Below are 17,923 nucleotides of genomic sequence, written 5' to 3' on the forward strand. Positions count from 1 at the left end.
TTGTTATTTAAATGGCATATTATGTAGGTTTAATATCATCTAAAAGAAGCTGTAGTTGATTATATAAATGATGATGTTCAATACTAGTATTTTCATTTTTATAAGTGTGTTGTTTGATGAAATCTTTTGGTGTCATTTTCATCACCTTTTTAAAGTCTCTTAAATATGTATTATATGAACGAAAGCCATAATTACGCCATGTTGATTCTCCGTTTCCATTATCTAGTAATTCTCTAGAAAGACTATAAATTTTTACCTTTTTAATATATTTTATTAAAGAAATATTCATCTTTTTTGAAAATTCCCTAGATAGATAACTGTTATTCACAAAAAATTTTTTAGCTAATATATCAAGTGTTAAGGGCTGTTTGTAATTTTGATTAATATATTCAACAACATTTTTAATTAATTTATTTGAGTAGGATAAGTTGGTATGTAAACGTGTTTTTGTAGGGCTAAAATAATTAATTAATTTAATAACGCCAATGTCACTGTTAAATGAATCATTTTTAAGAATGGCTTTCAAAGTCTCTATATAAGTTTCAGTTATAAGTTTAGATCTCTGAGATTTATTTATTAGGTCTTCTCTATTTACTAATGAAAAACGATTATAACTTAAATTATTTATTGAAATACAAGCAAGAATTCCTGTTCTGTGAATGATTAAGTTTTCCTCAAAATCATAAACAACAAAAACATTACCACGTTGAAATACATAATCTGAATCTAACTTTTGGAAATGTAAAACACCTGAAATAACTAAATATAAATTTGAAAAATTAGGCGTATTTAAATGGTCTAATTTGTCATATTCAGCGTAGATGATTTGATTGTAATTCATTTGTTCCACTCCCAAAGGTTGATAAACGCAAAATTTAATTAGGTTTAATTTACATTAAACAAAGATGACCCTTTGCATTTATAGTGTTGCACTTATTACCTATCATGCTAAGAGACATTTTTGTGAATAGTCTTGAATAGAATTTTATTATTAAAATATTACTGCTTCATTAGTAGAATAGTCAATTAATATCGCAAAACTATGACAAATTATAATGCTAAAGTAAAAAAATGGATATTATATATATTTATTTATAATATATTGGATTTTAACTCATAATAGTAATGAAAATATCGAAAAATTAGTGAACAATATATTTTTACTAATGCATAAGGTTTTCCAAATATCTATTTTGCTCTGAATTATCTCGTTTTGCTTTATGTTGTTATAATCATTTATAAAAATTCTTTTATGCTACTTTACTTTTATAATATATAAATAAAAGTTTAAAAACAATAGGAGGAGAAGAGACAGCATGAAAAGCAACTATTTTTTAGAAAAGAAAATAGATAGTGCATTTAAGCGTAAATAATTAAATTTTTAAGAGGTAGGAGAGTGTTTGATATGCTTCATCTAAAGTAGCTATTAAAAGTAAAACTTTAAAGTGCTATTTTTCATAGATAAAAAATAGGTTGATTGTTCTATTGAGGAAGTTTCTAAAAACGTGTAAATTGGTAATAAAGTATTAGTATAAAAATTAAAAGTGAAATTAATAAAATGGGGTGAGTTAAATGATGATGATGATTGGTATCCTTACACCATTATTGGTCATTGGGTTTATAGTTATGTCAATTATGGAAGAAAAGAAAAGAAACAAAAGAGAACAAGAGAATAAAGGTGAAAATAACATAAGTAATGAAAATAAAAACGAAAAAGAAGATAGTAATAACGGCAAATAAAATAATTTTCAAGGTTATAATCGTAAACTATAAGAAGTTATTAAATGATAAGTGTATAAATTAATTTATACACGAAACTTTAAAAATTTAGGTATCATTATAGGAGCAAAAGTAGGGAATCATATTTTAATTTTCTGATTTCTATTTCGCTCCTAATTTTAATAGTAATGTATAAATGCTTAGTACTATTAAATGGCGGCGCCTATTTATAAATAAAACATTTGATGCATTTTTAACAAAAATAGATATGACTCATGTATAATTTTTCTTAAAGGGGAGTGTTCTACCATGAGTGAAATGTTATACATATTGCGAACTGTGTTGCTACCTATTTTTATAATGATTATACTGGGGTTTGTCTTACAGAAAAAATTCACCCTAGATTTAAAAACATTAGCAAAATTGAATATATATGTGTTTGTACCGGGTTTTATTTTTGTTAAGTTTTATAAGACGAATTTTGAAATACATTTATTATTATATATAGTAGCTTTTTTCATTATATACATATTTATTCTTTTTTTAGTTGGTAAAATTTTAACTTTATTTAAAAAGAGAGATAAAGGTGAAGCTACAACACTAACGAATAGTGTATTATTTTTTAACTCTGGCAATTATGGGGTGCCAGTTAACGATTTAGTGTTCAAAGGGGATCCATTGGCAATGTCAGTACAAGTAATCGTACTGTCATTACAAAATATTTTCACCTTTTCTTACGGTATATTTGCGATTCAGTCTGCCCAAATTGGTAAACTCAAAGCTATGTTAGGCTATTTCAAAATGCCAGTGCTTTACGCTTTACTATTTGCAATTACTTTAAATTATGCTGATGTGCCCGTACCGGAATTTATTTGGACACCAGCTAATTACGTGGCTGATGCAATGATTGCAATTGCTTTAATTATGCTTGGTGCACAGATTGCTAATATCAATTTCAGTCTCAAATGGCCATCGACCTATGTTTTTATATTTGTGAGATTAGTAGTTGGTCCTATAATAGCATTTATAATTATTAAAATTATGGGTATAGAAGGCATTATTGCACAAACACTATTTATTGCTTCTGCAATGCCAACATCAGTAAATAGTTCTGTTATTGCCCAAGAATATGATAATTATCCAGAATTAGCAGCAGAACTTGTCTTTTTATCTACTTTATTAAGTTCCATTACTGTAGTTGTTGTCATCTATGCTTCCCAAATATTATTCTAGATTAATATTTGAATTTATTATTATTTTCATGTTATTAGTCAAAGAACCTGGGACAAGTTAATGTCTCAGGTTTTTTATGATATTAATAATAGATAACTAATATGATTAATGTATAATTTTTTTAAATAAAAATTAATGTTCGAAAATTCTTAACAAAGTTGTGACGGATTTGTTAATTGACTTCTTTTGAATTGAAACACTATATATTGTGTCTTAGATTATAAATTAAATACAATATATAGAAAAGAGGGGCAAAATGAATAAAATTGAACAGGATTTAACAAATCTTATTACAAAAGATCCTACAGTGATAAATGAAAATGCAAATAAAGATAGTGCTACATTTTCTACTATGAGAGATTTAACAGCAGGTGTTGTTTCGAAGTCATACGCCTTAGACTATTTATTACCAAAACATGTAGCAGAAGCACATACAAATGGGGATATACATTTCCATGATTTGGATTACCATCCATTTCAACCACTTACAAATTGCTGCTTAATTGATGCTGAAAGTATGTTGAAAAATGGTTTTCAAATAGGAAATGCTTCTGTGACCTCACCAAAATCGATTCAAACTGCTTCAGCGCAGTTGGTGCAAATTATTGCGAATGTCTCTAGTAGCCAATACGGTGGTTGCACAATTGATAGAGTGGATGAACTATTAAGCTGCTACGCTAAATATAATGAAATAAAACATCGTAAATTAGCAGCGCAATTTGTCGAAAAAGAGCATATAGAAACGTATATTGATTATCAAATTACACAAGATATCGATGATGCTATTGAAAGTTTGGAGTACGAGATTAATACACTTTACACTTCAAATGGCCAAACGCCATTTGTCACGCTCGGTTTTGGATTAGGCACAGATCGATATAGTCGAAAGATTCAACGAGCGATATTACAAACACGTATTAAAGGGCTCGGTAAAGATCGAATTACTGCCATTTTTCCTAAGTTAGTATTTTCTATTAAAAAAGGCATTAATTATAGTAAAGACGATCCGAATTACGATATTAAACAATTAGCATTAGAATGTTCTACAAAAAGAATGTATCCGGATATATTAAATTACGATAAAACGGTAGAAATATTAGGTGATTTTAAAGCACCAATGGGCTGTCGTTCATTTTTACCACTTTGGAAAAATGTAGATGGTGAAGGAGAGAATAATGGTAGATGTAATTTGGGGGTAGTGACGCTTAACATACCTAGAATCGCTTTAGAGTCAAAAGGTAATATGGAATCTTTTTGGAAATTATTTCATGAACGCATGCAAGTGATGCACGATGCACTAGTTTATAGGATTGAACGTTTAGAACAAGCAACTCCAGACAATGCACCCATATTATATAAAAATGGCGCCTTTAAACATCGTTTGACCGATGAAGATAGTGTGATGTCCTTATTTAAAGGTAAACGCGCAACGCTTTCAATAGGCTATATTGGTTTGTATGAAGCCGCTATTGTATTTTATGGCGCTAATTGGGAAAAAACATCTAAAGGAAAAGCCTTTACATTAGATATATTAAAAGCGATGAAAGTCTATCAACTCAAATGGACTGAAATATATGATATTTGGTTTAGCATATACAGTACGCCAAGTGAATCGTTAACAGACCGTTTTTGTAGATTAGATAGGGAAAAATTTGGAAATATAGCAGATATTACAAGTAAAGGATATTATCAAAATTCATTCCACTATGATGTTCGAAAAGACATAACACCTTTTGAGAAAATTGATTTTGAAAAAGATTATCCTTTTTATGCTAGTGGAGGTTATATACATTATTGTGAATACCCAAAATTAACACACAATATAAAAGCACTAGAAGCAGTATGGGATTACTCATACGATAAAATTAGCTATTTAGGTACAAATATTCCTATAGATCATTGTCGTTTATGTGATTTCAAAGGTGATTTTAAAACTACTAAAACTGGATATCAATGTCCAGATTGTGGTAATAATGATCCTAAAACAGTAGATGTAGTAAAAAGAACATGTGGTTATTTAGGCAATCCAGTGCAACGTCCTACGATTGAAGGAAGACATAAAGAAATGTGCGCAAGAGTCAAACATATGAAAGACCGGTCGATATGACGATTTTAAATATTACACAAGGCCAAGGTTATATAGCAAAAATAGAAAGACAAAGTTTCGTAGACGGCGAAGGCGTTAGATGTAGTTTGTATGTTTCAGGATGCCCATTTGCATGTTTAAATTGTTACAATAAAGCAGCGCAAAACTTTAAATATGGAGAACGATTTAACAATGAAACTTTAAATGAAATTTTGAAAAATTGTGAGCCAGATTATATAGAAGGATTGAGTATTTTAGGTGGCGAGCCATTTTGTAATTTAGATGTCACACTTACTTGTGCGCAAGCATTTCGAAAACGTTTTGGTGATAGTAAAACATTATGGGTATGGACTGGATTTTTATTTGAATATTTAGCAAATGATCAAACTTTAAGAATTGAATTTTTAAAAAATATAGATGTGCTTATCGACGGCCCTTTTATTAATCATTTATATAAGCCTAACTTACCTTACAAAGGTTCTTTAAATCAGCGTATTATAGATGTACATAAATCATTAGAAAATAATAAAGTTGTTGAATATACATGATAAGCGTTTATTTCTATGCGAGCTGTCTCTTTTATTATGTAAGCGAATTGCTATTAATATAAATTAAATTTAATTAAAATCTTAGTTAACGTTAAAATATGATTTCATCATATTTAAGTATATTTAAATAAAGGAGCAATTACAGATGTGTACAGGTTTTTCATTTTTTTCAAAAAATAATCAAGCTATATTAGCTCGCACCATGGATTTTGTTTATCAATTAAAAGGTAACCCAGCAGTACAACCACGTCATTATTATTGGGAATCACGTGTTGATTATAAAGGTGAGACATTATATGGGTTCGTAGGTTCAGGCAGTGATATGGAAGGATTTTTATTTGGAGATGGCGTTAATGAACATGGAGTCGGTGCGTCGGTTCAATATTTTAGAGGTTATGCTTCTTATGCAAGCGAGATTAAAGAAGGTTATATGAATATTGCTCAAAATGAAGTGATTAATTGGATTTTAGGATACAACCAAAATATTGAAGATCTAATAGAAAATGCAAAATCAGTTAATGTGGTAGCACATACATTAAATGACATATCAGAAGTTCCTCCACTTCATTATCATATTTCTGATGATACTGGCAAAACAGTGGAGCTAACCTTTAATGAAGGACGCATAGTAATCAACGCTAACCCAGTAGCTGTATTAACTAATAATCCAGATTTAAATTGGCATTATGAAAATTTGAAGAATTACATAAACATTTCACCTCAAAAACCTAAAGAAGAAAAATTTGCAAACATCGCTTTAAAATCGCTAGGAAATGAGGGCGGGACATTTGGTTTACCAGGTGGTTATACTTCAGCTGAACGTTTTGTCCGTATCGCGTATTTAAAAAACTACCTAGAAGAAGATAACAGCTCAGAAAATGATATATTAAATGCGTTTAAATTATTAGAGATAATGAGTATACCTAAAGGTGCTGTCAGAGATGAAGACGAGGGTCTACATTATACTTTATACCAAACAGTACTCAATTTAACGACACGCACATTTTTTATTAAATGGTATGATACCAACCAAATCACAGAAGTACAGTTAACAGAAGCATTATTGGATAAGAAAGAAATGACAATTTTTGAACCAATAAAAGGGTTAATAGTTAATAAATTAAGTTAACTTATAAGTTAATCTACTGTTACCTATCTTATAGCATTATGAAAAATTTAATTATTTATTTGAGCGTATATGAAACCAAAAGTTTAATTTGGTGTTATATGCGCTTTTTTATGTCCAATTTTATATCGTATTAAAGTAGCGAAATTTTACTAAAACACTTTACTTTTTTACTAAGATAATTCGAGTAGTATGAGCTATTAAAATAACAAATTATAATTGTTTTAGAAATTTTTATTGCGTTCTATTGAATTAAACGCGATGGTAATTTACTAATTAAAAGGAGTATTAAATACCTATGAGAATATTTAAAGAATATATTGCAAGAAGAAACAACAGATATTCTATACGGAAATTCAATATTGGAACTGCTTCAATACTTTTAGGCAGTATATTGATTTTTAGCCAAAGTGGAGAAGCACAAGCAGACATGTTGGAAAGTGAAGATAAGTCAGCATTAAATGATATAGATAACATAGATAAACAAGTTAACCCAGATAAAAATGAGGAGAAAAACACTCTTATTAATAGTCAAACACATAATGAAAGTGAGAGCGCATCGATTAGCCAGGAATCGAATAATAATATATCTAAAAATGTACCTCATAACATTCCTAACAAAGAAGATGCAGAAGACCAAAAAGTAAATATAGAAGACCCAAATATTGTACATAATAAGCCTCAAATTGAACAAAACCAACATCAAAATGATATAAAACCACAAGAAAATAAAACAGGTGATGATGTTCAAACAGAAAAACAAATTAAAAGTTCATCTGAAAGTAATTTTAAACAAACAAACAAATTATTAAATGATAAAGAAAATAATATATTGTCAAACGATAACGAAATAGAAAAAACATCAGCCGTAAAGCCTAACGTCTCAATAAAAAGCGACATTGAAACTAATGATCGTAATAATACAGGGGAAAATACCAGTAAACAAAATGTGAATTTTACAAATTCAAGTGCAAAAGTTATGAGTTTTAAAAACGCTGAAGAAACAACTATAAATAAAAATATTAAAACAAATAAAGAAAATATAAAACAACAATATCCAAACAAACCCAAATCACGAGTTGCTAGAAGTTTGGATAGATTATTATACTTTAACAATATACGAAAAATAGGCTACAATCCTAAGTTGAATTACACCTCTGTACAAGCAGGTGATTTTATTACAACAGCTATAAGAGAGGTTGAAAAAAATAGAAATGAGTTAACTGAAGAAGAAAGAAAGTTATTTTTAAGAAATATCATTAGGCAAACCGTACTTAAAAACAATAAATTTTCTTACGATGCTATTTTTAACGGTAATTATGGAATAGCTACTAATAAAAAGCTTAATGCATACCAAGCCAATAATATCAATCAATTATTGTATAAAATGAAAGATCTGACTTTGAACAGAGATAATGATGATTATCGCGCTGTTTATACATTTACGAACCAATCTGACGTGACGAAAAATCATTTTGGTATAGTTCAAGATGATATTTTTTATGACGATAGTGATGTGCTCATTGCAACTATGGTTTTATCGAAAGAAAAAGGTCGAGGTACTTACCGATTTGAAAATTATGCTATAAGGCCAAATGAAAGTTTAAATAAAAAAATCAAAAAAGTTTTTGCTGAATATGAAGGTAGAGAAAGAGTGATGTTAGAACAAGACCATTTAGGTTACTATTCATATACACGTCCACATAGTGGTTCTAACGGCAACCCAAATACTGGTGGCGGGTCTGGTGGTACAGTTAAATTCTATATATCGTTTGATGCTAACCATTATATAGATGTTAAGAAAGATAAACTATTTGGATATATACTTAGTGATACAATAGACCCTAATGTGCTTAGAGGCGTGAATATAACAAACCAGTCTGTCGATATCGATGATGTAGCTACAAGGATTAATAAAGCTTTAACTAAATCTAAGAAAAAAAAGGCAGAACAAGCAATTGAAGCAGCAGAACAAGCTAAGAACGCTGTAGATAATAAGTTATCTGAAATCACATCGGACGGATTAATTAATCCGAACGAGAAAACCGAATTAGATCAACTCATCGAAACGTTAGAAACGGCAAAAGCAGAAGCTTCAGCGAAATTGAACAGTGTACCAGACGGTACACCAGGCAAAGCTGGATTACAGACACGCTTAGATCAAATCGGTTCAGTGACAATCCCAGAAGTAAATGACCGAGATAGTAATGGGGTTAAAGATACAGAACAGTTATCAGAGGCGGAAGAAGCAATTGCGACAGTAGAACAAGCTAAACAAGCAGTAGATAATAAGTTAGCAGAAGTCACATCCGATAATTTGATTAATCCAAGTGAAAAAGCTGAATTAGAGAAATTAATTGAAACATTAGAAATAGCTAAAACAAATGCGTCAGAAAAACTCAATAATGTACCAGGCGGTACAACAGGTAAAGATGGGTTACAAACTCGATTAAATGAAATTGGTACAGTAACAGCACCGGAGGTCAATGACCGAGATAGCAATGGCGTGCTAGATACAGAACAATTATCTGAGGCGGAACAAGCAATTACAGCAGTAGGACAAGCTAAACAAGACGTAGATAACAAGTTATTTGAGATCAAATCGGATGGCTTAGTAAATCCGAGCGAGAAAGCCGAATTAGACGGCTTAATTGAAGTATTAGAAAAAGCGAAAGCAGAAGCTTCAGCGAAATTGAACAGTGTACCAGATGGTACAACAGGCAAAGATGGGTTACAAACACGTTTAGATCAAATTGATTCAGTGACTTTACCAGAAGTAAATGATAGAGATAGTAATGGCATCTTAGACACAGAACAATTATCAGAGGCAGAAGAAGCAATTGCGAGAGTAGAAGAAGCTAAAAAAGCAGCAGCTAACAAGTTGTCTGAGATTACGTCTGATAACTTAGTAAATCCAAGTGAGAAAGCCGAGTTAGATCAACTCATCGAAGCATTAGAAAGCGCTAAGACAGACGCTTCAACGAAATTGAACAATGTACCAGACGGTACACCAGGCAAAGCTGGATTACAAACACGCTTAGGTGAAATTGGTTCAGTGACAACACCGGAAGTAAATGACCAAGATAGTAATGGGGTTAAAGATACAGAACAATTATTAGAGGCAGAACAAGCAATTGAGGCAGTGGAAGAAGCTAAGAAAGCCGTCGATAATAAGTTAACTGAAATCACATCCGATAATTTGATTAATCCGAGCGAGAAAGCTGAGTTAGATCAACTCATTGAAGCGTTAGAAACAGCTAAAGTAGAAGCTTCGACGAAATTAAGCAATGTACCAGACGGTATACCAGGCAAAGCTGGATTACAAACACGCTTAGATCAAATTGGTACAGTAACTTTACCAGAAGTAAATGATCAAGACGATAACGGAGTCTTAGATATCGAACAATTATCAGAGGCAGAACAAGCAATTGAAGCAGCAGAACAAGCTAAACAAGCAGTAGATAATAAGTTGTCTGAGATTACATCTGATGGCTTAGTAAATCCAAGTGAAAAAGCTGAATTAGATCAATTAATTGGATTATTAGAAACGGCAAAAGCAGAAGCTTCAGCGAAATTGAACAGTGTACCAGACGGTACACCAGGCAAAGCTGGATTACAGACACGCTTAAGTCAAATTGTTTCAGTGACAACACCGGAAATAAATGACCGAGATAGTAATGGGGTTAAAGATACAGAACAATTATCAGAGGCAGAAGAAGCAATTGCGACAGTAGAACAAGCTAAACAAGCAGTAGATAATAAGTTAGCAAAAGTCACATCCGATAATTTGATTAATCCAAGTGAAAAAGCTGAATTAGATCAATTAATTGGATTATTAGAAAGCGCTAAGACAGACGCTTCAACGAAATTGAACAGTGTACCAGACGGTACACCAGGCAAAGCTGGATTACAGACACGCTTAAGTCAAATTGTTTCAGTGACAACACCGGAAATAAATGACCGAGATAGTAATGGGGTTAAAGATACAGAACAATTATCAGAGGCAGAAGAAGCAATTGCGACAGTAGAACAAGCTAAACAAGCAGTAGATAATAAGTTAGCAGAAGTCACATCCGATAATTTGATTAATCCAAGTGAAAAAGCTGAATTAGATCAATTAATTGGATTATTAGAAAGCGCTAAGACAGACGCTTCAACGAAATTGAACAATGTACCAGACGGTACACCAGGCAAAGCTGGATTACAAACACGCTTAGATCAAATCGATACAGCGACTTCACCAGAAATAAATGATAGAGATAGTAATGGCGTGTTAGACACAGACCAACTGTCTGAGGCAGCACAAGCAATTGAAGCAGTGGAAGAAGCTAAGAAAGCCGTCGATAATAAGTTATCTGAAATCATATCTGATGGCTTAGTAAATCCAAGTGAGAAAGCCGAGTTAAATCAACTTATCGGAGCGTTAGAAACAGCGAAAGCCGAAGCTTTAACGAAATTAAATAATGTACCAAACGGTACAACAGGCAAAGATGGATTACAAACACTTCTAGATCAAATTGGTACAGTGACTTCACCAGAAGTAAATGACCAGGATAGTAATGGCGTGTTAGACACAGACCAATTGTCTGAGGCAGAACAAGCAATTACGGCAGTAGAAGAAGCTAAAAAAGCAACAGATAATAAGTTAGCAGAAATCACGTCTGATAACTTAGTAAATCCAAGTGAAAAAACTGAGTTAGATAAACTAATTGAAGCATTAGAAACAGCGAAAGCAGAAGCTTCGACGAAATTGAACGATGTACCAAACGGTACAACAGGTAAAGACGGATTACAAACACTTCTAGATCAAATTGGTACAGTGACTTCACCAGAAGTAAATGACCAGGATAGTAATGGGGTTTTAGATACTGAACAATTATCAGAGGCGGAACAAGCAATTGAAGCAGCAGAGCAAGCTAAACAAGACGTAAATAACAAATTATCTGAAATCACAGACGATAATTTGATTAATCCAACTGAGAAAGGCGAATTAGAAAAATTAATCGAAACATTAGAAACGGCAAAAAGAGATGCTTCAACAAAATTAAATAATGTACCAAACGGTACGACAGGTAAAGCAGATTTACAGACTCGTTTAGACCAAATTGTTTCAGTGACAGCACCAGAAGTAAATGATCAAGACGCCAATGGAGTACTAGATACAGAACAGTTGTCTAAAGCAGAACAAGCAATTGAGGCAGTAGAACAAGCTAAGAGCGCTGTAGATAACAAGTTAACTGAAATCACATCTGATGGATTAGTAAATCCAAGTGAAAAAGCTGAGTTAAATCAACTTATCGAAGCATTAGAAACGGCAAAAGCAGAAGCTTCAACAAAATTAACCAACGTACCAACTGGTACAGCAGGAAAAGCTGAGTTACAAACACGTTTAGATCAAATTGACTCAGTGACAGCACCAGAAATAAATGATACAGATAGTAATGGTGTTTTAGACACTGAACAATTATCAGAGGCAGAAGAAGCAATTGAAGCAGTGGAAGAAGCTAAGAAAGCCGTCGATAATAAGTTAGCAGAAGTCACATCCGATAATTTGGTTAATCCAAGTGAAAAAGCCGAGTTAGAACAACTCATCGAAGCGTTAGAAACAGCGAAAGCAGAAGCTTCAGCGAAATTAAACAATGTACCAAACGGTACACCAGGAAAAGATGGATTACAAACTCGTTTAGACCAAATTGTTTCAGTAACAGCGCCTGAGGTCAATGACCGAGATAGTAATGGTGTTTTAGATACAGAACAATTATCAGAGGCGGAACAAGCAATTGTAGGAGTGGAACAAGCTAAACAAGACGTAAATAACAAATTATCTGAAATCACAGACGATAATTTGATTAATCCAACTGAGAAAGGCGAATTAGAAAAATTAATCGAAACATTAGAAACGGCAAAAAGAGATGCTTCAACAAAATTAAATAATGTACCAAACGGTACGACAGGTAAAGCAGATTTACAGACTCGTTTAGACCAAATTGTTTCAGTGACAGCACCAGAAGTAAATGATCAAGACGCCAATGGAGTACTAGATACAGAACAGTTGTCTAAAGCAGAACAAGCAATTGAGGCAGTAGAACAAGCTAAGAGCGCTGTAGATAACAAGTTAACTGAAATCACATCTGATGGATTAGTAAATCCAAGTGAAAAAGCTGAGTTAAATCAACTTATCGAAGCATTAGAAACGGCAAAAGCAGAAGCTTCAACAAAATTAACCAACGTACCAACTGGTACAGCAGGAAAAGCTGAGTTACAAACACGTTTAGATCAAATTGACTCAGTGACAGCACCAGAAATAAATGATACAGATAGTAATGGTGTTTTAGACACTGAACAATTATCAGAGGCAGAAGAAGCAATTGAAGCAGTGGAAGAAGCTAAGAAAGCCGTCGATAATAAGTTAGCAGAAGTCACATCCGATAATTTGGTTAATCCAAGTGAAAAAGCCGAGTTAGAACAACTCATCGAAGCGTTAGAAACAGCGAAAGCAGAAGCTTCAGCGAAATTAAACAATGTACCAAACGGTACACCAGGAAAAGATGGATTACAAACTCGTTTAGACCAAATTGTTTCAGTAACAGCGCCTGAGGTCAATGACCGAGATAGTAATGGTGTTTTAGATACAGAACAATTATCAGAGGCGGAACAAGCAATTGTAGGAGTGGAACAAGCTAAACAAGCTGTCGATAATAAGTTAGCAGAAGTCACATCCGATAATTTGGTTAACCCAAATGAAAAAACTGAGTTAGATCAACTCATTGAAGCATTAGAAAGCGCTAAGGCAGAAGCTGCAGTGAAATTGAATAGTGTACCAAATGGTACACCAGGCAAAGATGGATTACAAAGTCGCTTAGACCAAATCGGTTCAGTGACAATCCCAGAAGTAAATGATAGAGATAGTAATGGGGTTAAAGATACAGAACAATTATCAGAGGCGGAACAAGCAATTGAAGCAGTAGAACAAGCTAAACAAGACGTAAATAACAAGTTATCTGAGGTCACATCGGATGGATTAGTAAATCCAAATGAGAAAGCTAAGTTAGATCAACTCATTGAAGCATTAGAAAGCGCTAAGGCAGAAGCTGCAGCGAAATTGAATAGTGTACCAACTGGTACACCAGGCAAAGCTGGATTACAGACACGCTTAGATCAAATCGGTTCAGTGACAATCCCAGAAGTAAATGACCGAGATAGTAATGGGGTTAAAGATACAGAACAGTTATCAGAGGCATCACAAGCAATTACGGCAGTAGAAGAAGCTAAAAAAGCAGCAGCTAACAAGTTGTCTGAGATTACGTCTGATAACTTAGTAAATCCAAGTGAGAAAGCCGAGTTAGATCAACTCATCGAAGCATTAGAAAGCGCTAAGGCAGACGCTTTAGCGAAATTGAACAGTGTACCAGACGGTACACCAGGCAAAGCGGATTTACAAACACGCTTAAACCAAATTGTTTCAGTGACAACACCGGAAGTAAATGACCGAGATAGTAATGGGGTTAAAGATACAGAACAATTATCAGAGGCAGAACAAGCAATTACAGCAGTAGAAGAAGTTAAAAAATCAGTCGATAATAAGTTAGCAGAAATCACAGCCGATAATTTGGTTAACCCAAGTGAAAAAGCTGAGTTAGATCAACTCATTGAGGCATTAGAAACGGCAAAAGCAAATGCGTCAGAAAAACTCAATAATGTACCAAACGGTACAACAGGCAAAGATGAGTTACAAAGCCGACTAGACCAAGTAGGTTCAGTGACAGCAGCAGAAGTAAATGATCAAGACGGTAACGGAGTCTTAGATATCGAACAATTATCAGAGGCAGAAGAAGCAATTGAAGCAGCAGAACAAGCTAAGAACGCTGTAGATAATAAGTTATCTGAAATCACATCGGACGGATTAATTAATCTGAGCGAGAAAACCGAATTAGATCAACTCATCGAAACGTTAGAAACGGCAAAAGCAGAAGCTTCAGCGAAATTGAACAGTGTACCAGACGGTACAACAGGCAAAGATGGATTACAAACTCGTTTAGATCAAATTGACTCAGTGACAGCGCCGGAAATAAATGATCAAGATAGTAATGGCGTGCTAGATACAGAGCAGTTATCTGAGGCGGAACGAGCAATTGAAGCAGTGGGAGAAGCTAAGAAAGGCGTCGATAATAAGTTAGCGGAAATCACGTCTGATAACTTAGTAAATCCGAGCGAGAAAGCTGAGTTAGAGCAACTTATCGAAGCATTAGAAACAGCGAAAGCAGAAGCTTCGACGAAATTGAACAATGTACCAACTGGTACAACAGGCAAAGATGGATTACAAACACGCTTAGACCAAATTGGTACAGTAACTTTGCCAGAAGTAAATGACCAGGATAGTAATGGCGTGCTAGATACAGAGCAGTTATCTGAGGCGGAACAAGCAATTGAAGCAGTGGAAGAAGCTAAGAAAACCGTCGATAATAAGTTAGCAGAAGTCACATCCGATAATTTGGTTAATCCAAGTGAAAAAGCTGAATTAGATCAACTTGTCGAAGCATTAGAAACAGCGAAAGCAGATGCTTTAACGAAATTAAATAATGTACCAGATGGTACAACAGGTAAAGACACACTACAAACACGTTTAGATCAAATTGGTACAGTGACTTCACCGGAAGTAAATGACCAGGATAGTAATGGCGTGCTAGATACAGAGCAGTTATCTGAGGCGGAACAAGCAATTGAAGCAGTGGAAGAAGCTAAGAAAGGCGTCGATAATAAGTTAACTGAAATCACAGCCGATAATTTGATTAATCCGAGCGAGAAAGCCGAATTAGATCAACTTGTCGAAGCATTAGAAACAGCGAAAGCAGAAGCTTCAGCGAAATTGAACAGTGTACCATACGGTACAACAGGCAAAGATGGATTACAAACACGTTTAGATCAAATTGGTACAGTGACTTCACCGGAAGTAAATGACCAGGATAGTAATGGCGTGCTAGATACAGAGCAGTTATCTGAGGCGGAACAAGCAATTGAAGCAGTGGAAGAAGCTAAGAAAGGCGTCGATAATAAGTTAACTGAAATCACAGCCGATAATTTGATTAATCCGAGCGAGAAAGCCGAATTAGATCAACTTGTCGAAGAATTAGAAATAGCTAAAGCAGAAGCTTCAGCGAAATTGAACAGTGTACCATACGGTACAACAGGCAAAGATGGATTACAAACACGCTTAAACCAAATTGGTACAGTGACAGCACCAGAAGTGAATGATCAAGATGGTAATGGGGTTAAAGATACAGAACAATTATCAGAGGCAGAACAATCAATTGTGGCAGTAGAACAAGCTAAGCAAGCAGCAGCTAACAAATTGATAGAAGTCACATCTGATGGATTAGTAAATCCAAGTGAGAAAGCCGAGTTAGATCAACTTATCGGAGCGTTAGAAACAGCTAAGGCAGAAGCTTCAACAAAATTAAATAATGTACCAAACGGTACGACAGGTAAAGCAGGTTTACAGACTCGTTTAGACCAAATTGTTTCAGTGACAGCACCAGAAGTAAATGATCAAGACGCCAATGGAGTACTAGATACAGAGCAGTTGTCTACAGCAGAAGAAGTAATTACAGCAGTAGAACAAGCTAAGCAAGCTGCAGATAACAAGTTGTCTGAGATTATGTCTGATGGTTTAGTAAATCCAAATGAGAAAGCCGAATTAGATAAATTAATTGAATTATTAGAAACCGCTAAGATAGATGCTTCTGTGAAATTAAATAGTGTACCAAACGGTACAGCAGGAAAAGCTGAGTTACAAACACGTTTAGATCAAATTGACTCAGTGACAGCGCCAGAAGTAAATGATAGAGATAGTAATGGAGTGCTAGATACAGAACAATTATCTGAGGCGGAGCAAGCAATTGAAGCAGTGGAAGAAGCTAAGAAAGTCGTCGATAATAAGCTAGTGGAAATCACAGCTGATGGCTTAGTAAATCCAAATGAGAAAGCTGAGTTAGATAAACTTATCAAAGCATTAGAAACAGCGAAAGCAGAAGCTTCAACGAAATTAAACAGTGTACCAAACGGTACAGCAGGTAAAGTCGCACTACAAACACGCTTAAACCAAATTGATTCAGTGGCAGCACCGGAAATAAATGACCGAGATAGTAATGGAGTGCTAGATACAGAACAATTATCTGAGGCGGAGCAAGCAATTGTGGTAGTAGAAGAATCTAAAAAAGCAGCAGATAATAAGTTAGCGGAAATCACGTCTGATAACTTAGTAAATCCAAGTGAAAAAGCTGAGTTAGATCAACTAATTGAAGCATTAGAAACAGCGAAAGCAGAAGCTTCGACAAAATTGAACAATGTACCAACTGGTACAACAGGCAAAGATGGATTACAAACACGTCTAGATCAAATTGGTACAGTGACTTCACCAGAAATAAATGACCAAGACGGTAACGGAGTCTTAGATACTGAACAATTATCTGAGGCAGAACAAGCAATTGAGGCAGTGGAACAAGCAAAAATAGCAGCAGATAATAAGTTGTCTGAAATCACAGCTGATGGTTTAGTAAACCTGGATGAAAAAGCCGAATTAGATCAACTAATTGAAGCATTGAAAACAGCTAAGGCAAATGCGTCAGAAAAACTCAATAATGTACCAGATGGTACAGCAGGTAAAGGTGATTTACAAAAACGTTTAGATCAAATTAATTTAGTGACTTCATCATCAATAAATGATAAAGATGGCAATGGTATATTAGATATACAATCATCAAACATAAAGGGTCAAAATCATGCTAAAGTAAATAAACATTTGGACAATACTATCAAAAATTCAAACTCACATAACCTTATAAATAAAAATGTGAAAGTACAAAATTTAAATGGTAAAGATAACACACTATTAAATGAAAGACTTCATACAGGACTGCAACAATTAAATATAGTCACAGATCATTTGCAAATAATGAAAAATGAGACTAATGAAAGTTCAGAACATAGTATGAATTCACTAACTCATTTACCTAATACAGGTGGAAAAAATAAAGATAGTTGGATTTTTGGAACTTTACTAGGCGCTATAGGTTCAATGATGATCTTAAGAAAGCGACAAGCAAAAAAGAAAGATACAGAAAAAAATAGCTAAAATTTAATAATGACTATTTATATAGGACAAAAAAGATCCGAGGCATAAAAGTATGTCTCGGGTCTTTGAATTTATAGGTA

At 33.7% G+C, this 17,923-nt stretch carries 7 protein-coding genes; 6 read left to right on the top strand and 1 reads right to left on the bottom strand.

Going from position 1 to position 17,923, the window contains the following annotated elements:
* Positions 1–19 precede the first annotated feature (19 nt).
* The gene (locus tag BJG89_RS01455; RefSeq protein ID WP_096808192.1) at positions 20–841 is read right to left on the bottom strand and encodes a helix-turn-helix domain-containing protein; all 822 of its coding nucleotides are present in this window, start codon (positions 839–841) and stop codon (positions 20–22) included.
* A gap of 731 nt (positions 842–1,572) precedes the next feature.
* Here BJG89_RS01455 and BJG89_RS14445 point away from each other — a divergent pair.
* The 6 genes from BJG89_RS14445 to BJG89_RS01480 all read left to right on the top strand — a co-directional run bounded on the left by BJG89_RS14445 (position 1,573) and on the right by BJG89_RS01480 (position 17,843).
* Positions 1,573–1,740 (top strand): hypothetical protein, encoded by a 168-nt coding sequence (locus tag BJG89_RS14445; RefSeq protein WP_157772535.1) that lies wholly within the window; start codon positions 1,573–1,575, stop codon positions 1,738–1,740.
* Positions 1,741–2,028: 288 nt separating this feature from the next.
* A complete protein-coding gene (locus tag BJG89_RS01460; RefSeq protein WP_096808193.1) occupies positions 2,029–2,952 on the top strand; it encodes an AEC family transporter in 924 nt (307 codons plus the stop codon).
* 256 nt (positions 2,953–3,208) lie between these two features.
* Complete coding sequence (gene nrdD, locus BJG89_RS01465; RefSeq protein WP_096808194.1) at positions 3,209–5,059, top strand: anaerobic ribonucleoside-triphosphate reductase; 1,851 nt, start codon at positions 3,209–3,211, stop codon at positions 5,057–5,059.
* A complete protein-coding gene (gene nrdG / locus BJG89_RS01470) occupies positions 5,056–5,586 on the top strand; it encodes an anaerobic ribonucleoside-triphosphate reductase activating protein (RefSeq protein WP_096808195.1) in 531 nt (176 codons plus the stop codon). The genes nrdD and nrdG overlap by 4 nt, the downstream gene beginning before the upstream one ends.
* A gap of 145 nt (positions 5,587–5,731) precedes the next feature.
* Positions 5,732–6,715 carry a choloylglycine hydrolase family protein gene (locus BJG89_RS01475; protein ID WP_096808196.1) on the top strand — a complete coding sequence of 328 codons (984 nt, stop codon included), beginning with the start codon at positions 5,732–5,734 and terminating at the stop codon, positions 6,713–6,715.
* Positions 6,716–7,010: 295 nt separating this feature from the next.
* Positions 7,011–17,843, top strand: coding sequence for a GA-like domain-containing protein (locus BJG89_RS01480; RefSeq protein WP_096808197.1), 10,833 nt, complete (start codon positions 7,011–7,013; stop codon positions 17,841–17,843).
* Positions 17,844–17,923: the final 80 nt, after the last annotated feature.

Origin of the sequence: Staphylococcus nepalensis (assembly GCF_002442935.1) — a bacterium.
In the GTDB taxonomy this organism is placed as follows: Bacteria; Bacillota; Bacilli; order Staphylococcales; family Staphylococcaceae; genus Staphylococcus; species Staphylococcus nepalensis.